Below are 18583 nucleotides of genomic sequence, written 5' to 3' on the forward strand. Positions count from 1 at the left end.
CGGCGTTGCTGCGCCTTGCCGTACTACCTGTACTGTCTGCGGCTTGCTGCCTTGTATCTTTCCGTGTTGTTTCACTATGCATTTTCACGGCCGCTGCTGCGTGCACCGCGAAAATAACGGATAATGTGCGCCGCAAAAACATCCGCCGCGCCGTTTCAGACGGCCTTTTTCCTGCCCGAATTTTCCGATTCACCCGATGCAAAGGAACATCATGTCCACCGTAAAAATCCAACGCGCCCTGATTAGTCTCTCCGACAAAAACGGCGCAGTCGAATTTGCCCGCGCCCTGCACGAAGCGGGCGTAGAAATCCTCTCCACCGGCGGCACCGCCGCGCTTTTGGCCGATGCGGGCATCCCCGTTATCGAAGTGGCCGACTACACCGGCTTCCCCGAAATGCTCGACGGCCGCGTGAAAACCCTGCACCCGAAAATCCACGGCGGCATCCTCGGCCGGCGCGATTTGGCCGAACACGTCGCCAAAATGCAGGAACACGGCATCGGCAACATTGACCTGGTGGCTGTAAACCTGTATCCCTTCGCCGCTACCATCGCCAAGCCCGGCTGCACGCTGGAAGACGCGATTGAAAACATCGACATCGGCGGCCCGACTATGGTGCGCTCGGCGGCGAAAAACTGGAAACACGTCGCCATCGTTACCGACAACGCCGACTTTGCTGCCGTGATTGCCGAGTTGAAATCTTCAGACGGCCTCAGCGACAAAACCCGCTTCAACCTGTCGCGCAAAGCGTTCAGCCACACCGCGCAATACGACGGCATGATTTCCAATTATCTGACTTCGCTGTCAGACGACAAACTCGCGGGCGAACCCGAAATCGGCGAATTTCCGCAGCAGTTCAACCAAAGCTGGCTCAAAGTGCAGGAAATGCGCTACGGCGAAAACCCGCACCAGCGCGCCGCGTTTTACCGCGACGTTTATCCTTTTTCAGGCTGCCTGTCGAATTACACCCAGCTTCAAGGCAAAGAGCTGTCCTACAACAACATCGCCGATGCCGATGCCGCGTGGGAAGCCGTCAAATCGTTTGACGCGCCCGCCTGCGTGATTGTGAAACACGCCAACCCCTGCGGCGTGGCCGTGGCCGACAACACGCTTGCCGCCTACCGCCTGGCCTACGCCACCGACACCACCAGCGCATTCGGCGGCATCATCGCGTTTAACCGCGAAGTCGATGGCGACACCGTGAAGCAGATTACCGACAACCAGTTTATGGAAGTGCTGATGGCGCCCAAGTTCACCGCCGAAGCGCTGGAAATCGCCGCCGCCAAGAAAAACGTGCGCGTGCTGGAAGTGCCGATTGACAGCGGCGCCAACCGCTTCGAGCTCAAACGCGTCGGCGGCGGCCTGTTGGTGCAAACGCCCGACATCCACCGCATCCGCCGCGAAGATTTGAAAGTCGTGTCCAAACGCCAACCCACCGAGCAGGAATGGAAAGACCTGCTGTTTGTGTGGAACGTGGCCAAATACGTCAAATCCAATGCCGTCGTGTTCGGCAAAGGCGGCCAAACCTACGGCATCGGCGCCGGCCAGATGAGCCGCGTCGATTCCACCCGCATCGCCGCCCGCAAAGCGCAGGACGCCGGCTTGGATTTAAACGGCGCGTGCGCAGCTTCGGACGCATTTTTCCCCTTCCGCGACGGTGTGGACGTGATTGCCGAACAGGGCATTAAAGCCGTCATCCACCCCGCAGGCTCGGTACGCGATGAAGAAGTGTTCGCCGCAGCGGATGAACACGGCATGGCGATGGTCATCACCGGCGTGCGCCACTTCCGCCATTAAGAATAAAACGCCAAGGCCGTCTGAAAGCCAAAAGAGTTTTCAGACGGCCTCTTCACAACCAAGCCGCAGGTAATTCCCCAAATAAAAAAGGCCGTCTGAAACACCGTTTTCGGGTTTCAGACGGCCTTTTCTTTGCGCCGCTGTTTTTTAACTTTGTTGAAGCGGCGCTTTCAGACGGCCTCTTCCGCTTCCCCATCCGTGCCGAAGACTTGGCGCTGCAAGGCGCGCACGGCGGTGTAGGCGGAGAGGGTTTCGCTGTCGGCGGCGGGGGTTTGCGCTTCGTCGAGGACGGCGCTGTGCTGGCAGGCGCGGAAGCGGCGGTAGGCGCGGCGGGCTCGGCCGCAGAGGGTGGGGTCGGCGAGACCGTTTTCCGCCGCCGTGCCCAAAAGGGCGATGTTGCCGTAGTTGTCGAGCAGGGCGGGAAATTCGCGGGCGTGGGCGAGGATGAGGTATTGCACGGTGAATTCGACGTCGACGATGCCGCCGCGTGCGTATTTGACGTCGTTATCCTGCGGCGGGTGGGCGGCGGCGATTTTTTCGCGCATGGCGAGGATGTCGTTTTTGAGGGCGGCTCTGTCGCGCGGCAGGGTGAGGATGTCGCTGCGGATGCGTTCGAAGGCCGTCTGAATGGCGGCATCGCCGCAGACGAAGCGGGCGCGGGTGAGGGCTTGGTGCTCCCATGTCCAGGCGTGGCCGCGCTGGTATTTTTCAAAGGCGGCGAGGCTGTGGACGATGAAGCCGCTGTCGCCGTCGGGGCGCAGGCGCAGGTCGGTTTGGTAGAGCGTGCCCGCGCCGGTGGCGGCGGAGAGCCAGTTGGTGAGGCGGTTGGCGAGGCGGGCGTAGGTGTGGGCGGCATCGGGATGGGGGTCGTCGTAGAGGTAGACGAGGTCGAGGTCGGAGGTGTAGCCGAGTTCTTTGCCGCCGAGTTTGCCGTAGCCGATCACGGCGAAGGCGGGGTGTTGGCGGTGTTTTTTCGGCATTTCGCGCCAGGCGTGTTCGAGGGTGAGGGTAAGGATGGTGTCGGCCAGTTCGGAGAGTTGGTCGGACAGGGCTTCCACCGTCCATTTGCCCGCCAAATCCTGTACGGCGAGACGGAAAACGCGGGCGTGGCGGAAGCGGCGCAGGGCGTCCATTTTCGCTTCGGCGTCTTCGCAGGCATCGAGTTCGGCGGCCAACTCGCACCGCAGCTGCGGCCAGTCGGGGCGGCTTTCGGTGAGTTGGGCGCTGAGCAGTTCGTCGAGGAGGGCGGGGTGTTGTTGCAGGTAGCCCGCTATCCAGGCGCTGCGGCTCATCAGGGCGGCGACGCGCGCGAGTTCGTTGGGGTATTCGAGCAGGAAGGCGAGGTAGGCGGGGCGGCGGCTGACGGTTTCGAGAAAGTCGGTGAGGCGGAAGAAGGTGTCGTCGGGGCGGGGGTATTCGGCGGCGGCTTCGGCAGCCTGCGGCACGAGGGTGTCGAAAAGGCGCAGGCTGCGCGGCGACAGGCTGCGGTAGCGGCTGCTGCGGGCGAGGCTGTTCAGACGGCCTGCCACGGCCTGCGGCGAGAAGCCTGCTTCGGCCAGTTGCGCGTAAACGGGGGCGTCGGGTTCGGCGGGCGGGTTCGGCCACAGGGCGGCGAAGCGGGCGGCGTTTTGTTCTTCGGGCGCGGCAAGGATGTTGTCGAACTCGGCGGACACGGCGGCGCGGTGGGCGTTGAGGCCGTCTGAAAAGGCGGCGTAGCTGTCAAAGCCCATGCTCTCAGCGAGCAATTGCTGCTGTTCGGGGTTGTGCGGCAGGGTTTGCGTTTGTTGGTCGTCCCAATATTGCAGGCGGTGTTCGACATCGCGCAAAAAGCGGTAGGCCGCCAGCAGCGTTTGCGCGGTTTCAGACGGCATGATGCCCTGTTCGGCCAACACGGCGAGCGTTTCCTGCGTGCCTTTCAGTTGCAGGGCGCGGTTTTGGCCGCCGCGTATCATTTGGAAAATCTGCGCGACAAACTCGATTTCGCGGATGCCGCCCGCGCCGAGTTTGATGTTGTTTTCCATGCCTTTGCGGGCGACTTCGGCGCGAATTTGGCTGTGCAGGCCGCGCATGGCTTCGTATGCGCCGTAATCGAGATATTTGCGGAACACAAACGGCCGCACCAAAGCCGCGATGCCGTTGGCGTGCGGCGTGACCACGCGGCCTTTGCACCACGCATAACGCTCCCACTCGCGGCCGTGGGCAATCAGGTATTGCTCCAGCGCGGTTTCGCTGCACACCAGCGTGCCCGAGTCGCCGTCCGGCCGCAGGCGCATATCGACGCGGAACACTTGGCCGTCGGCGGTGATGTCGTTCAAGAGCGCAATCAGTTTCTGCCCCACTTTGGTGAAAAATTCCTGATTGCCGCGCTCGCGCCGCCCGTTAGTGTCGCCCGATTCGGGATAGACGAAAATCAAATCGATGTCGGACGACACGTTCAACTCATAGCCGCCCGCCTTGCCCATCGCCACCACGCTCAAATGCTGCGTTTCGCCCGTGTAGCGGCCGATGGGCGTGCCGTACATATCGCGGTAATAGGCATAGGCAAAATCCAGCGCGGTATTGACGGCAAAATCGGCAAACAGCGTAATCGTACGGGTAACTTCGTTTAAATCGCTGATGCGGTTCAAATCGCGCACCATAATCTGCGCCACCACATAGCGGCGCAATTCGCGCAGCTTTTGCGCCAGCGTTTCTTCGTCTTCCGCCGCCAAAATGCCCGGCCAGTCGGCAAAATCATGAAAATCCTGCGCGGTGAGCACCTTATCCGTCATGACGCGCAGAATGTCGGCATTCAGACGGCCTGAATCGAGGTTGCGGGCAAGAAAAAGCGAAAAGCGGCGGGCGTATTCGATTGGGTTCATGGCGGTTTTACCGGAGCGGATAGGGAGGAAAATATGCGTGAGGCCGTCTGAAAATGCCTGTGCGGGTTTTCAGACGGCCTCCTGCTGCATGGCGGCGGATTATTTCAGGCGCACATCGACAAAGGCGCCCTCGTGCAGCTGCTGCAAGAGCTGCGAACCGGCTTGGGCGGCTTTCTGTTCCATGATGTATTGGCGCACGGCGTTGCGGCGGCGCTCTTCGGGCGTGCCCGCCTCGCGGGTGTCGGTGAGCTTGATCAGGTGCCAGCCGAACTGGGTTTTGACGGGGCGGCTGATCTGGCCTTTTTTCAGTTTTTTCACCGTGCTTTCGAATTCGGGCACCATCACGCCGTCGCCGAACCAGCCCAAATCGCCGTTTTGCTGCGCGCTGCCGGGGTCTTGCGAATACTGCCGCGCCAGCTCGCCGAAATCGCGCCCGGCGGCGGCCTGGTTTTGGATTTTGCGGATAACGGCTTCGGCGGCGGCCGAGGCGTTTTCTTTTTCGGCTTTGATCAGGATGTGTTGGGCGCGGTATTGGCGCACGGGTTCGCCTGCGGGGATGGCGATGCCCTGCTGCTGCGCGCGGGCGATGGCGGCATCCACTTCGGCGTCGCTGACGCGCGCGCTCTGCAATACGGCCTGCTGCTGCACTTTTTCGGCGATGATCTGCTCTGCGGTTTCGCGGCGCACGGCGGACTTGGGCGCGCCTTCTTTCAAGGCGTCGGCATAGAATTTGTCGATGGAAACGTGTTTTTGCGCGGCTGCCAGGGCGATGGCTTCGTCTACCTCGGCCTCGCTGGCGGAGAGGCCGCGCCGTTTGCCCGCCTGTACGACAAGCGCGCGGTTGACGAGTTGGGCGAGGACGTGGCGGCGCAGTTCGTTTTCAGACGGCCTCTGCGCGGCGGGGATACGGCGTTTGGCTTCCGCCAGCGCGCGTTCGAACTGGCTCATGGTGACGACGCTGTCGCCCGCTACGGCGGCGATGCCGTCCACGGTTTTGATGTCGGCGGCAAAGGCCGTCTGAAAGGCTGCGCCGATAAGGGCGGCAGCGAGGATTTTCGTGTGGGATTTCATTTGACTACCTCGTTGGTCTTTTTGTAGCCCGGAATGGCCGGGCGCAGGGTTTCGTCGGCTTTGTTGCCGATGTTGCTCAGGTTTTTCAGTTGCAGGGTGAAGAAGAAGGCGTTTTTGTAGCTCGGTTTGTTGCGTTCGGTATCCCAGCCGGAAACGTAGCGCTGGGCGGCGGCGCTGACGCTCCAGCAGCCGCAGTCGTTTTTGTATTCGAGTCCGGCGAGGATGTCGAGCGGCTTGCGTACGTTGAGGGCGTAGTTGTAGCGCGCGAGGGCGTAGAGGTTGGAGGTAATCGGCCATTGCGCGCCGAGGTCGATCTGGCTGATTTTGTCGCGGTAGTAGCTGCCGTCGTCCTGCAGCCAGATGGCTTTGTCGCGGCCGTAGCGGTAGCGGGCGGACAGGGTTTTGCCGTCTTCGGGCGTGTAGCGGATGCCGGCGGCAAGGTTCTCGAAGCGGGATTGGTTTTCGTTGAAGTGGGCGGTGGCGTAGCCGCTGACGCTGCGGCTGATTTCGCCGTCGGCAAAGGCTATCCAGTCGGAACGGTTGCGTTTGCCGCTGCCGATGTTGCCGTCGGCCAAAACGCTGTCGTTTTTGAAATAGAATTTCTGGCCGATGCCCGCGCGTATGCGCTCGGCGCCGCTTGCGCGGTCGAGATAGCGGGTTTGCAGGGCGAGGCTGAGGCTGTTGGCGGCGTTGATGCGGTCGTTGCCGGAATAGAGGTTTTCGCGGAAGAGCTGATCGTAGCTGAAGCTGTTTTCGGAGCTGTCGAAGTTGGGCAGGTCGTTCTGCGATTTGGTGGGGATGTAGTTGTAGAACAGGCGCGGTTCTAGGGTTTGGATGTGGTCGCGGCCAAAGAAGCGGGTTTCGCGCTCGAAGGCCATACCCGCATCGATGTTGGCAATGGGGATGCTGCGTCCTGCGGTGCGGCCGCTTTTGTCGTTGAAGCCGTCGAGGATGTAGTGGGTGTAGTGCAGGCCGACTTTCGGGCGGATGTAGCCCCAGTCGTTGTGGATGTTGCGGCTGAGTGAGGGATAAAGGACGAAGCGCTGTCCTGCCTGTTTGCTGTCGTGGGCAAAACGGGTGTACTGGCCGCTGAGGGAAAAGAGGTTGCCGGCAAAGTTTTTCTGCCAGCTGCCCGACAGGCGCGGCAGGATGGCGTAGGGTTCGTTTTTGTAACCGTCGGCGTTGGCGAGGGTTTGGTATTTCTGGACTTTCAGATTGGCTTCGAGCCACTCGCCAAGCACGTCGGTTTTGTAGTCGAGACGGGCTTCGCGGTTGAGGTTGACGTTGCGGGCGATGTCGGTGCGGTTGTAGAAATCGCGGTAGTAGTCGTCGTCGGAGACCTGGTTGAAATCGACTTTGCCGCTCAGGCCTTTGCCGAAGTCCTGCGTGTGCCGCCATTGGGCGGTGTAGCGGTTGTTGTGGCGGCTGCGGCGGTCGTCGGGCATCCATTTGCCGGCAATTTCGCCGTTGTATTTGGGCTGCAGGTAGCGGAACTCGCCGCCCAGCTGCACGCCGCGCGCGCTGATGATGCCGGGGGTGAGGGTGGCGTCGTAGTTGGGGGCGAGGTTGAAATAATAGGGCTGGTCGATTTCGGTGCCGTTGGAGCCGATTTTGAGGGTGGGCACGAGCAGGCCGCTTTTGCGGTTGCCGTTGAGCGGGAAATCCGCCCACGGGGTGTAGAGCACAGGCACGCCGTGGAAGACGAGTTTGGCGTGTTTGGCCACGCCGACGCCTTTGCCGTAGTCGGCGTCGATGCTGTCGGCGGCGATATACCACGATGCGTCGCCCTTTTGGCAGGTGTTGAACTGCACGTCGGTGAGCTTGTAGCGGTTTTTGCGTTCGATTTCGGCTTCTTTGCCGACGGCCTGCAAACGGCGGCCGTCGCGCTCGGCTTCGATTTCGACGTTTTGCGCCGTGCCGCTGCCTTCGGTCAGGTTGTATTGCAGCTTGTCGCCGCGCACGGTCGAGCCCGCATCGTCCAAAATAAAGCCTTCGCCCGCTTTGACGGTGTCTTCGGGCTGGTCGTAAACGACGCGCTCGGCGTTGAGCACCTGCGCGTTGCGTTCGATGATAACGCCGCCTCGCGCTTCGACGCCGACGCCCGTTTGGCCGCGCACGTCGTCGGCGGTGATGCGGGTGTAGTCGGCGGGCAGCGTTTCTTCGCCGCTGCGCCGTACGGCGTTTTCGGGTTGGGAGGCCGTCTGAACCGGTTTGCCGTCTTTGCATTGCGGGCAGGTGCTGCCCAATGCGGACGTTGCGGCGGCGGCGCTGCCCGCAGCGGCGGCCATGCCCACGGCGATCGCCAGCGGTTTGACTGAAAATAAACGTGCCAAAGTATCACCCAAGCGGTTTTGACGGTTAAAATGGCGGCCATTCTAACACCGTTTCACCGAAAAACCGTCATGCAGCGCCAATCCGAACTGAAAAACTGGCTCGCCGCCGTTTATCCGAACCAAGCCTTCGAACTCTCTTTCGCCGCCGCCGATGCCGACTTCCGCCGCTACTTCCGTGCCGCGTTTTCAGACGGCCAAACCATTATCTGCATGGACGCGCCGCCCGACAAAATGAGCGTCGCGCCCTATCTCAAAGTGCAAAAACTGTTTGATATGGTAAACGTGCCGCAGGTTTTGCACGTTGACGAAGCGCATGGCTTTATGGCGCTCAGCGATTTGGGCAGTACTACCTACCTCGCCGCCATGCAGCACGATACGCGCGAGATCGTGCACAAAACCCTGCTGCTCGAAGCCATCGACGAATTGGTTACGCTTCAGACGGCCTCCAAGCCCGATGTGCTGCCCGAATACGACCGCGAAACCATGTTGCGCGAAATCAATCTGTTTCCCGAATGGTTTGCCGCCAAAGAGCTGGGCAAACCCTTGAATTTCAAGCAGCGCCAACTCTGGCAGCAGGCAGTCGATACCTTATTGCCGCCGCTTTTGGCGCAGCCCAAAGTGTATGTGCACCGCGACTACATCGTCCGCAACCTGATGCTCACGCGCGGCCGCCCGGGCGTGCTCGATTTCCAAGACGCGCTCTACGGCCCGATTTCCTACGATTTGGTTTCGCTGCTGCGCGACGCCTTTATTGAATGGGAAGAAGAGTTTGTGTTGGATTTGGTTATCCGCTACTGGGAAAAGGCCCGCGCCGCCGGTTTGCCCGTGCCGCAGGATTTTGACGAGTTTTACCTCTGGTTTGAATGGATGGGCGTGCAGCGGCATTTGAAAGTGGCCGGCATCTTCGCGCGGCTCTACTACCGCGACGGCAAAGACAAATACCGCCCCGAAATCCCGCGCTTTCTCAACTATCTGCGCCGCACTTCGCGCCGCTATGCCGACCTCGCGCCGCTTTACGCGCTTTTGGTCGATTTGGTCGGCGATGATGATTTGCAGACGGGTTATACGTTTTAAAACCTGTTCAAACATACACAGAGGCCGTCTGAAAGCATTCAGACGGCCTTTTCGTGCCAAGCTGCAAGCAAGTCTTACGCCCTGCGGCGGAACAAGGGAATCCAAACCATCGTACCAAGCAGGATGGCGGCGACAGAAGTGTAGATGTTGCGGTGGTAAAACTCGAGCCAGCCGAAGAAATAGCAGACGCCGTAAGCCGTCAGCACGCCGACCGTGCCCAGCAGCCAGGTGCGCAAAAAGCCCATGCCGTTGTCGCCCGGCAGCAGCGCGCGCGCCGTCAGGCCGATCAGATAGCCGGCTGCCAGCATCAAAAGCAGTTTCAATAAAAACGGATTCGACATTTTTTTCACTCCCTTAATGTAATGACCTTATTTTTAAGTCCTTAATAAGCATAACGCTGTTTGTATTGCAGGCCGTTTGAAAGCGTTCAGACGGCCTCGTTTTATTCTGCCGCTACGGGCGGCTCGGGCGCACCGGCGGGCTGTTTGTAGCGGTTGTAGGCGAAGAGATATTGCTGCGGGAAGCGGCGTATCCAGTATTCGGTGTTTTCGTTGATGATGCGGGCGTCGTGTGCCTTGTCGCCGTTGAGCGTGCCGCGCAGGGGTTCGATGTGGAGGACAAAGCCCTGCCCGTTGGGCAGGCGCTCGCCGCAGAAGAAAAAGGCGGCGACGTTTTTCACCTGCGCGAGCTTGCCGGCAAGGGTCATGGTGTAGGCGGGGCGGCCGAAGAAGGGCGCCCAAACGCCGTCGCCGCCCTCTTCCGGCGCGGGAACGTGGTCGGGCAGGACGATGGCCGCTTCGCCCGCGCGCAGGGTTTTGATGATTTGTTTGACGCCCTGGATATTGGTGGGCGCGGTTTTGCCCTTGCCGCGCACGCGCCCCGCCTGCATCACGGCGTCGAAAGCTTTGATTTTCGGCGGTTTGTACATGGCAGTCAGCGGAAAGGGCAGACGCTGGCTGATGTAGCGCCCAGCCAGATCGTAGCTGCCCAGATGCGGTGTGATAAAAAGCAGGCCGCGCCCTTCGGCCAGCGCCTGTCCGACGTGTTCCCAGCCGTGTACCGCTTTGAAGAGGGCTTCGATTTCTTCAGGCCGTCTGAAAAAGGCGACGGGCAGCTCCAAGCCGCCTTTGGCGGTTTCACGCAGAATGGTTTTGACGGCTGCGTCGCCACTCGGTAAATCGGCGGTTTGCAGGTTGGCGCGGATGCGGTCGCGGTCTTCGCGCAGGATGTAAAAGGCAAGGCCGCCCCAGAAGTGGGCGATGCGGTGCAGGACTTTGAGCGGCAGGGCGGCAAAGAGGCGGAAAAGGAAGAAAACGAGGCTTTGCATGGCGTTGGGGCAGGTTGGTTCAGCCGCGATTGTATAGTGAGTCAAAATAAAAAATCTACGGCCTTGCCGCGCCCGAATGCGCCCGTCAGGCAGCAGGAGGCCGTCTGAAAGCGCATCTTCAACGGAGTGAAAAGCGGTTTCAGAGGCCTTTCGCCTGCGCTAATTAAGCAAGGATGCCGCTTTCGTTCAACACAAACAGCACGGCGAAGCCGACCAGATACACCAGCCCGACCACGGCCAGCGCGTTCATGGCGGGGGTGAGCCTGTGTTTTTTGTCGCCGCGCACCAGGCGGTAGTTGAGCCAGGCGAAAACGGGGGCGGCGAGGAAGGCGGAAATCATGGCGAATTTCAAAAGTTCGGCCAGCGCGCTGTCGAACCACAAAATCAGGGCGAGGCCGGAGAAGGACACCCAGCCTATCCAGGCCAGAAGTTCGCGCGTACGGAAGGTTTCGCGGCCGCGCACAAGGCGCACGGATTCGGCCACGGCGCGGGCATAGCCGTCGATGACGGTAATCGTTGTGCCGAACATGCAGGCGAAGGCGATAAAGCCGACCAGCGGCCGCGACCACGCACCGATGGTGCCGGTGTACATATTGATAAGCTGGCCGACGTATTTGCCGCCCGCCATCTGCACCGCCTCGCCGTTGCCGTATTGCACGAATGCGCCCAGCGCGAGGAAAACGACGGCAAGCACCGCGCTGGTGATGTAGCCGACGTTGAAATCGAACATGCCGTCGCGGTAGCTGGCGGGGTCGCTTTTCTGCTTGGCCGTTACCCACAGCGAATTGATGGCGGAAATTTCAATCGGCGCGGGCATCCAGCCCATCAGGGCGATGATGAAGCCGAGTCCCGCCAGCGTCCACGGCGAGGGTTCGACAAAATCGGGCTTCATCTGCATGCCTTTCGAGGCGGCGATGGCGGCGGCGGCCACGGTGGTGATGCTGAGGCTGACCACAATGATTTTCGACAGATTGTCCAAAGCCTTATAGCGGCCGGTGAGCAGAATCAGCACGCATGAGCCGACCACAACCACCGACAACACGCCGACGGAAAACGGCAGCGAAGGCACGGCCATTTTGACGATGGCGGCAGTCAGCAGCGCCACCGCGCCCGTGCTGATGGTGGACGACAAAAAGCACATCACAAGAAACACCCACAAATAGGCGCGGCTTTTCTCGGCGTAGCCCTCAATCAGGCTCTTGCCGCTGTCGAGCGTGTAATGGGCGCTGAAACGGAAGAAAGGATATTTGAACAGATTGGTCAGCACGATAATCAGCGCCAGCTGCCAGCCGTAGAGCGCGCCCGCCTGCGTCGAGGCGATCAGGTGCGAACCGCCGATGGCGGCCGAAGCCATCAGGATGCCCGGCCCCAGCGCGCGCAGGCGGGTTTGCCAGGTGGAAACTGCGGGAGTGTTTGGTGTGTTTTCAGACATGTTTTTTCCGCCTTTTCAGACGGCCTCTGTAATCTCAAACGGCGGCAGTTTAACGCAAAGCCGCACAAGGTAAAATTTTCGGCTTTGAAATTTTATACTGCACAAGATGAAGAAAATTTGTCTGCGCTTCGTTTGAAATGCGAAAACGGCAGAAAATGGCAAAACGCCTGCGGACGCGGGAACAAGCGTGCTTTCGCCGCCGGACGTTTCAGACGGCCTTTTTACCCATTCTCAAACCGCGTACGTACCTGCGGCACACACCCTACTCATGGGAAAAAAGGCCGTCTGAAAGCGCAGCTTCAACGAAGTTAAAAACAGCGGCGCAAAGAAAAGGCCGTTCCCGCCTACGCTGGAACGGCCTTTTCTTTTGCTTATTCTTCGGGCAACGCGGCGGAACCCATGCGGCGCAGGATGATGTTGGTTTTGCTGCGCAGGCGTTTGCTTTGCGGGTGGTCGGCGTAGTACAGCGGGGCGGGGACGCGGGCGGCGAGGGCGGCGGCCTGCTGTTTGCTGAGATTGGCGGCGGGTTTGCCGTAGAACTTTTGTGCGGCGGCTTCCGCGCCGTAGACGCCGTAGTCCCATTCGATGATGTTGAGGTAGAGCTCGAAGATGCGGTCTTTGTCGGTGGTGGCTTCGAGCATGGCGGTGATGGCGGCTTCTTCGCCTTTGCGGATGTAGCTCTGCCATTCGCTCAAAAACAGGTTTTTCGCCAGCTGCTGGCTGATGGTGGAGCCGCCGCCTTTGATTCTGCCGCTTTTTTCGTTGCGTTTGATGGCGTTGCGGATGCCGTTCCAGTCGAAGCCGCCGTGTTCGGCGAAGGCGGCGTCTTCGGAGGCGATAAGGGCTTTTTTCAGGTTGGCGGAGATGTCGGGGTAGGCGCGCCAGCGGTAGTCGAGGGGGATGTCGCGCCCTTCGCGGCGGAACTCGGCCATGCGGGCGGTCATGAAGGCGCTGTGGTGCGGGGCGACGGCGCGGAAGGTAAGGATGCTGCCGTAGACATAGGCGTTAAAGAGGATGAAGAGGGCAAAGGGCAGGGCAAGTATCCATTTGAGCATTTTCAGACGGCCTTTCGCAATGCGGCGATAACGGGGGCGGTGTCGGGGGCGAAGCCGCGCCAGAGGCGGTAGGACTCGGCGGCCTGGCAGACGAGCATGCCGAGGCCGTCGGCGGTTTGTGCCGCGCCATTTTTTGCTGCAGCCGTCTGAAAGGCGGTGGCGGTGTCGGCATAGGCCATGTCGTAGGCGAGGGCGCAGTTTTGGAAGACGGCGGCGGGGATGTCGGGGGTTTGGCCGGAGAGGCTGCCCGATGTGCCGTTGACGATGATGTCGAAGCCGCTTTTCAGACGGCCTGTTTCCACGGCGGCGATGCCGAACTGCCGCGCGAGGGCTTCGGCTTTGGCGTGGGTGCGGTTGGCAATCGCGAGTTCTGCGGGGTTTTCGCCCAGCAGGGGTTGCAGTACGCCGCGCACGGCGCCGCCCGCGCCGAGGACGAGGATGCGTTTGCCGCAGAGGGAAATGCCGAGGTTGCGCGTGATGTCGCAGACGAGACCGAGGCCGTCGGTGTTTTCGGCGCGGATAAGGCCGTCTGAAAGGAGGATGAGGGTATTGGCCGCACCGGCGGCGGCGGCGCGTTCGGACTGTTCGTGCGCCAGTGCGAGGGCTTGGGTTTTGAACGGCAGGGTAACGTTGGCGCCCGCGCCGCCTGCGGCGAAAAACGCGGCGATGTCGCAGGCGAAGGTGTCGGGCTGCGACAGGCGGCGCTCGTAAACGATTTGCACGCCTTCCTGCGCGGCAAACATTTGGTGGATGGGCGGCGATTTGCTGTGGGCGACCGGGTTGCCGAACACGGCGTAGAGCGGGGTTTGCGTCATGGGTTTTCCTTTCAGAAACGTCATTCCCGCGTTTATGCCCCGAAGGGGTATAGGCGGGAACGGCCTTTTCAGACGGCCTGATTGTTGCGGTAAATCTTTTTGTCCACCAGATACACCAGCAGCAGCACGGGCAGGCCGAGCAGGGCGGTGAAGAGGAAGAAGCCGGGGTAGCCTATGCTTTCCACCATCGTGCCCGAGTAGCCGCCCAGCGTTTTCGGCAACAGGGTCATCAGCGAACTCAAAATGGCATATTGCACGGCGGTGAAGCGGATATTGGTGAGCACCGACAAAAAGGCGACGAACACCGCGCCCGCCAGCCCCGAGGCAAGATTGTCGCTGCCGACGGCCAGATACATCAGCGTCAGATCGCGGCCTTGGTAGGCCAGGGCGACAAAGAGCAGGTTGGTGGCCGCCGCCAGCACCGCGCCCAGCATCATCATTTTCATCAGCGAATAACGCTGCGACAGCGCGCCGCCGACAAAACCGCCCGCAATCGCCATCAGCACGCCGAAGGTCTTCACCGCCCAGGCGATTTCCTCTTTGCTGAAGCCCAAGTCCTGATAGAAAACATTGGAAATCACGCCCGCCACGATGTCGGAAATGCGGTAGAGGCCGATTAAGGCCAGAAGCAGCAGGGCTGAGCGGCCGTAGCGGCGGAAAAAATCGGTTACGGGCGATACCCAGGTCTGCACGGCCAAAGCGGCGGGCGCGACTTTCGCCGTCACCAGCAGCGCACCCGCCGCCGCCGCCGAGGCCAACGCCGCGGCCAGCCGCAGCGTCTCCCACGCCAGGCCCGACAAAGCGCCGTCCGCCTTCGGCAGCAGGCCGCCGACCCAAACGAAGGCGGCGACAAAAGCCGACACCGCGCCCAAAAACAGCAGCACCAGCCGCAGATGGTCGAGCGGCGGGCAAGACGTTTGCACGGCAGCAGCCGCTTCCGGCTCGCGCATCAGCAGCGTCGTCAGCACACCCGCCGCCATTACCGCCGCCATCGCCAGATAAGTCTGCCGCCACGCCTCATAAGAATAATGTTCTGCCGCCGAGCCCAGTTTCGCCGCCAGAAACAACGCCCCCGCCCCCGACACCACCATGCCGATGCGGTAGCCCGCGCTATACGTTGCCGACATCACCGACTGCATCGCCGCATCGCCCGCCGCCGCCTCGATGCGGTAGGCGTCGATAACGATGTCCTGCGTCGCCGAAGAAAAACCCAGCAGCACCGCCGCGGCCGCCATCAGCCGCAGAGCCTGCGGATCGGCGGGGTCGACCATCGCCATCGCCGCCGCCGCCGACACCACGCCCGCCTGCGCCAGCAGCAGCCACGAGCGACGCCGCCCCAGCATTTTGTGCAAAAACGGCAGCGGCAGGGAATTGACCAGCGGCGCCCAGACGAATTTGAAGGAATAGGCCAGCGCCGCCCAGCTGAACATCGTCACCGTCTCCCGCGCCACGCCCGCCTCGCGCAGCCACAGCGACAGGCTGGAAAAAATCAGCAGAATGGGCATGCCGGCGGAAATGCCTAGGAAAAACAGGATAATGGCGCGGGAGTCGGTGTAGGCGGCAAAGGCGGAACGCCGGCCGGGAGAAGGTTTGTTCATGGGGAATACGGGTGCGGGCAAAGGCGGCATTGTAGCAAAAAGGCCGTCTGAAAGTTTTCAGACGGCCTTTGCGCTCGGCGGACACCGGATTCCCAAATATTCCGTTGTAAAATGCGCGCCCCGAAAGCAATCAACAATCAATAAGGAAAACATCATGCGCGACACAGAAAACTATTACGGCTACGGCGGCTACGGCAGCGACTACGATAACGGCGTGCCCTATCTGCTCGATGCCCCTTCGTGGCGGCCGATAGGCGACATTGCAGTATGGCTCAAACACACGCTGCTGCTGGTCGGCGGCAGGCTGCCCCAGTGGATTTTGGCGATACTGCTGATGCTGGTCAGCATTGTGGTCATGGCATGGGGATCGTTTTTTGCGATGGCCGCGCTGGATATACAAACGGCAACGGCGCAGCATAAATGGTGGGCTTATGTGCTGTCGTTTGCGGTTCTTTTATTTGTACAGATGCTGCCCCTGCTTTTTGCCGCCGGATTCGTCTCGATAGCGGCGGGGGTGTCGGAAGAGCGCTCGTTTGTGTTCGGCCGCCTGTTCAGCGGCTTTGGCGAACGGAAATGGGTATTGGTGAGGCTGTATCTGTTTTGGTTCTTGGCAGCGACGGCCTGTTTGATGGCAGTGGCAAATCTGAAAAATCCCGGCGAGAGCAGGATTTTTTGGGCACTTTTCGGCATCGTCCCCCTGTTTTTCCTGTGCAACTGGATGTCGCTGCCGCTGATTATGCTGCAAGGCGTGCCCGCCGCCAAAGCCATGTGGATGAGTCTGACGGGCAGCCTGAAAAATATTGCCCAGCTGGGCGTCTTTCTGTTGATAACGCTCGTGCTGGGATATGGCGCAGTGACATTGTTGCTGTTCAAAACCGCCAAAATGACAGTCGAACACAACAACCTGATATTTGCGGCCGGTCTGCTGCTGTTTTATGCAGTCGTGTTTCCGCTGCTTCCGGTAATCAGCTACGTCTCCTACCGCAACATCTGGACGACCAGCCCGCTGAAATAAGCATCCCGCAGCGAAAGGCCGTCTGAAAACCGTGTTTGCGGTTTTCAGACGGCCTCCTTGTTATAATCCGCCGCCAAGCAACCCACGAAAGCCCAGCCATGCAATTCTCCCGATTCGGCCAAAAATTCACCCGCCAAAGCGGCATCCTGCAACTGATGGACGACCTCGGCCGTGCCCTGTCTGAAGGCAAACCCGTCAATATGCTCGGCGGCGGCAACCCCGCCCACATTCCCGCCGTGCAGCAGGCTTTCGCCGACACCCTGCGCCAAATCGCCGACAACGGCGCCGCCATCGAAAGCCTCGCCAACTACTCCACCCCGCAGGGCGACGCCCGCCTGATCGCCGCCCTGGCCGCCTACTTCCGCCGCCAATACGGCTGGGACATCGGCGAAGAAAACATCGCCCTGACCAACGGCTCGCAAAACGCCTTCTTCTATCTCTTCAACCTGTTCGGCGGCCCATTCGACGATAACAACGACAAATCCATCCTGCTTCCCTTCGCCCCCGAATACATCGGCTACGCCGACGCCCACATCGATGCCCCCCGCTTCATCTCCGTCCCCCCGCAAATCGAGCACACACAATACCAAGGCCAAGACGGCTTCTTCAAATACCGCGTCGACTTCCCCGCCCTCGAAAACCTGCCCGAACTGCAAAACGGCCAAATCGGCGCCATCTGCTGCTCCCGCCCCACCAACCCCAGCGGCAACGTCCTCACCGACGACGAAATGGCACGCCTCGACGCCCTTGCCCGCGCCCACCACATCCCACTCATCATCGACAACGCCTACGGCCTGCCCTTTCCCGACATCATCCACGTCCCCGCCCGCCTTACCTGGCACGACAACATCATCCTCTGTTTCAGCCTGTCCAAAACCGGCCTACCCGGCGTGCGCACCGGCATCGTCGTCGCCGCCCCCGAAGTTATCCGCGCAATCGGCAGCCTGAACGCCATCACCAACCTCGCCCCCACCCGCTTCGGTGCCGCCATCGCCGCCCCCCTAATCGAAAGCGGCAAACTGCAACAGCTCTCCGCCGACGAAATCCAACCCTTCTACCAAAAACAGGCCGATCTCGCCGTCTCCATTCTCAAAAAACACTTTTCAGGCAACCTGAAAGAGCGCCTGCTTATCCACCAACCCGAAGGCGCCATCTTCCTCTGGCTCAACTTCCCCGGCCTGCCCGTCCCCGCGCAAACCCTCTACCAGCGCCTCAAAGCACGCGGCACCCTCATCATCCCCGGCGAGCCCTTCTTTATCGGCTTCGATACTGCCGACTACCCCCACGCCCGCGAATGCATCCGCATCAGCATCGCCCAAAACGAAGCAACGCTGGAACAAGGCATCGCCGCCATCGCCGAAGAAGTGAAACGCGCGTTCGCCGAAGCCTAAACCGCTCAGAGGCCGTCTGAAAACCCGTCAAACCGGTTTTCAGACGGCATCCCACCCAACCGAAAGGACAGCACCATGAACTTCCAAAACCTGCTCAACCAAGTACTCGACGGCGTACAAAAAACCGCCGGCGACAAAAACCTGCTCGGCAAAATCGGCGGCGGCACGGCCGCAGTCGGCCTCGCCTCCATGCTGCTGGGCAAAAAAACCCGCAAAAACCTGCTGAAAACCGGCTCGTCCGCCGCCCTCGGCGCACTGGCCTACCACGCCTACCAAAGCTGGCAGCAAAGCCGCAACACCGAAACCCCGCCCGCGCAAAACGCCTTCGCGCCGCAGGGCACGCAAAGCGAAGACAGCGGCCGCCTCATCCTCAAAACCATGATTGCCGCCGCCGCGGCCGACGGCAGCATAGACGAAACCGAACGCAGCCTGATCGAACAGGAAAGCGGCAGCAGCGAAGAGAGCCAATGGCTGCTGGCCGAAACCCGCAACCCTGCCGCCCCCGCCGAACTGGCCGCCCTGGCAGGCGGCAACACCGCCGCCGCAGCCGAAGCCTACCTTGCCGCCCGCATGGTGTGCGGCGAACTCTCGCGCAAAGAAATCGTCTTCCTCTCGCAACTGGCCGACGCCTTCCGCCTCGACCCGCAACTGGTCGAACAGCTCGAAAGACAGGCCGGGTTTTAAACCACTCGAAACAAAAGGCCGTCTGAAAACGTCTGCCCCCTTTCGGGATGCGATGTTTTCAGACGGCCTTCCCCGCCGCCAAGCAGATGCGGCAACGCATTCAGACGGCCTGACGGATTACGGCTTCGCATA

Annotated in this window: 14 protein-coding genes; 5 read left to right on the plus strand and 9 right to left on the minus strand. The window is 60.9% G+C overall.

Translation table 11 applies throughout. The features are described from left to right. Positions 1-211 precede the first annotated feature (211 nt). On the plus strand, positions 212-1795 hold the full coding sequence (gene purH / locus CGZ77_RS04540; RefSeq protein ID WP_036496556.1) for a bifunctional phosphoribosylaminoimidazolecarboxamide formyltransferase/IMP cyclohydrolase: 1584 nt from the start codon (positions 212-214) through the stop codon (positions 1793-1795). A 170-nt stretch (positions 1796-1965) separates the two neighbouring features. On the opposite strand, the gene glnE is transcribed toward purH, so the two are convergent. The 3 genes from glnE to CGZ77_RS04555 all read right to left on the minus strand — a co-directional run bounded on the left by glnE (position 1966) and on the right by CGZ77_RS04555 (position 8060). Further along, the gene (glnE, locus tag CGZ77_RS04545) at positions 1966-4656 is read right to left on the minus strand and encodes a bifunctional [glutamate--ammonia ligase]-adenylyl-L-tyrosine phosphorylase/[glutamate--ammonia-ligase] adenylyltransferase (protein ID WP_009427020.1); all 2691 of its coding nucleotides are present in this window, start codon (positions 4654-4656) and stop codon (positions 1966-1968) included. Positions 4657-4755: 99 nt separating this feature from the next. After that, positions 4756-5727, minus strand: a complete 972-nt coding sequence (locus CGZ77_RS04550) for a peptidylprolyl isomerase (RefSeq protein WP_009427019.1) — start codon at positions 5725-5727, stop codon at positions 4756-4758. Then, positions 5724-8060: an LPS-assembly protein LptD gene (locus tag CGZ77_RS04555; protein ID WP_036496555.1), complete on the minus strand. Its 2337-nt coding sequence runs from the start codon at positions 8058-8060 to the stop codon at positions 5724-5726. The genes CGZ77_RS04550 and CGZ77_RS04555 overlap by 4 nt, the downstream gene beginning before the upstream one ends. 69 nt (positions 8061-8129) lie before the next feature. On the opposite strand from CGZ77_RS04555, the gene amgK reads away from it, so the two are divergent. Beyond that, entirely contained in the window at positions 8130-9134 is a 1005-nt protein-coding gene (gene amgK, locus CGZ77_RS04560; RefSeq protein WP_036496554.1) for an N-acetylmuramate/N-acetylglucosamine kinase AmgK, read from the plus strand. Positions 9135-9208: 74 nt separating this feature from the next. On the opposite strand, the gene CGZ77_RS04565 is transcribed toward amgK, so the two are convergent. The 6 genes from CGZ77_RS04565 to CGZ77_RS04590 form a co-directional block, all read right to left on the minus strand. Beyond that, a complete protein-coding gene (locus CGZ77_RS04565; protein WP_009427016.1) occupies positions 9209-9475 on the minus strand; it encodes a hypothetical protein in 267 nt (88 codons plus the stop codon). 101 nt (positions 9476-9576) lie between these two features. Continuing rightward, positions 9577-10461, minus strand: coding sequence for a lysophospholipid acyltransferase family protein (locus CGZ77_RS04570; RefSeq protein WP_009427015.1), 885 nt, complete (start codon positions 10459-10461; stop codon positions 9577-9579). A 163-nt stretch (positions 10462-10624) separates the two neighbouring features. After that, a complete protein-coding gene (locus CGZ77_RS04575) occupies positions 10625-11893 on the minus strand; it encodes an NRAMP family divalent metal transporter (protein WP_009427014.1) in 1269 nt (422 codons plus the stop codon). Positions 11894-12264: 371 nt separating this feature from the next. Next, complete coding sequence (gene mtgA, locus CGZ77_RS04580; protein ID WP_009427012.1) at positions 12265-12948, minus strand: monofunctional biosynthetic peptidoglycan transglycosylase; 684 nt, start codon at positions 12946-12948, stop codon at positions 12265-12267. 2 nt (positions 12949-12950) lie between these two features. Further along, positions 12951-13763 (minus strand): shikimate dehydrogenase, encoded by an 813-nt coding sequence (aroE, locus tag CGZ77_RS04585; RefSeq protein WP_036496552.1) that lies wholly within the window; start codon positions 13761-13763, stop codon positions 12951-12953. A gap of 68 nt (positions 13764-13831) precedes the next feature. Then, positions 13832-15361 (minus strand): MFS transporter, encoded by a 1530-nt coding sequence (locus CGZ77_RS04590; RefSeq protein ID WP_009427010.1) that lies wholly within the window; start codon positions 15359-15361, stop codon positions 13832-13834. 154 nt (positions 15362-15515) lie between these two features. Between CGZ77_RS04590 and CGZ77_RS04595 the strand changes: the two genes are divergently transcribed. From CGZ77_RS04595 to CGZ77_RS04605, 3 genes are all read left to right on the plus strand, one after another. Then, complete coding sequence (locus tag CGZ77_RS04595; protein ID WP_094030977.1) at positions 15516-16376, plus strand: hypothetical protein; 861 nt, start codon at positions 15516-15518, stop codon at positions 16374-16376. A gap of 98 nt (positions 16377-16474) precedes the next feature. Next, the gene (locus tag CGZ77_RS04600) at positions 16475-17767 is read left to right on the plus strand and encodes a valine--pyruvate transaminase (protein ID WP_036496549.1); all 1293 of its coding nucleotides are present in this window, start codon (positions 16475-16477) and stop codon (positions 17765-17767) included. Positions 17768-17842: 75 nt separating this feature from the next. Then, positions 17843-18451: a tellurite resistance TerB family protein gene (locus tag CGZ77_RS04605; protein WP_009427005.1), complete on the plus strand. Its 609-nt coding sequence runs from the start codon at positions 17843-17845 to the stop codon at positions 18449-18451. Positions 18452-18583: the final 132 nt, after the last annotated feature.

This window comes from Neisseria sp. KEM232 (genome assembly GCF_002237445.1).
GTDB lineage: Bacteria > Pseudomonadota > Gammaproteobacteria > Burkholderiales > Neisseriaceae > Neisseria.

Coding starts and splice junctions, on each gene's coding strand:
- purH (WP_036496556.1), top strand. CDS start 212: ATGTCCACCGTAAAAATCCAACGCGCCCTGATTAGTCTCTCCGACAAA.
- glnE (WP_009427020.1), bottom strand. CDS start 4,656: ATGAACCCAATCGAATACGCCCGCCGCTTTTCGCTTTTTCTTGCCCGC.
- CGZ77_RS04550 (WP_009427019.1), bottom strand. CDS start 5,727: ATGAAATCCCACACGAAAATCCTCGCTGCCGCCCTTATCGGCGCAGCC.
- amgK (WP_036496554.1), top strand. CDS start 8,130: ATGCAGCGCCAATCCGAACTGAAAAACTGGCTCGCCGCCGTTTATCCG.
- CGZ77_RS04565 (WP_009427016.1), bottom strand. CDS start 9,475: ATGTCGAATCCGTTTTTATTGAAACTGCTTTTGATGCTGGCAGCCGGC.
- CGZ77_RS04570 (WP_009427015.1), bottom strand. CDS start 10,461: ATGCAAAGCCTCGTTTTCTTCCTTTTCCGCCTCTTTGCCGCCCTGCCG.
- CGZ77_RS04575 (WP_009427014.1), bottom strand. CDS start 11,893: ATGTCTGAAAACACACCAAACACTCCCGCAGTTTCCACCTGGCAAACC.
- mtgA (WP_009427012.1), bottom strand. CDS start 12,948: ATGCTCAAATGGATACTTGCCCTGCCCTTTGCCCTCTTCATCCTCTTT.
- aroE (WP_036496552.1), bottom strand. CDS start 13,763: ATGACGCAAACCCCGCTCTACGCCGTGTTCGGCAACCCGGTCGCCCAC.
- CGZ77_RS04590 (WP_009427010.1), bottom strand. CDS start 15,361: ATGAACAAACCTTCTCCCGGCCGGCGTTCCGCCTTTGCCGCCTACACC.
- CGZ77_RS04595 (WP_094030977.1), top strand. CDS start 15,516: ATGCGCGACACAGAAAACTATTACGGCTACGGCGGCTACGGCAGCGAC.
- CGZ77_RS04600 (WP_036496549.1), top strand. CDS start 16,475: ATGCAATTCTCCCGATTCGGCCAAAAATTCACCCGCCAAAGCGGCATC.
- CGZ77_RS04605 (WP_009427005.1), top strand. CDS start 17,843: ATGAACTTCCAAAACCTGCTCAACCAAGTACTCGACGGCGTACAAAAA.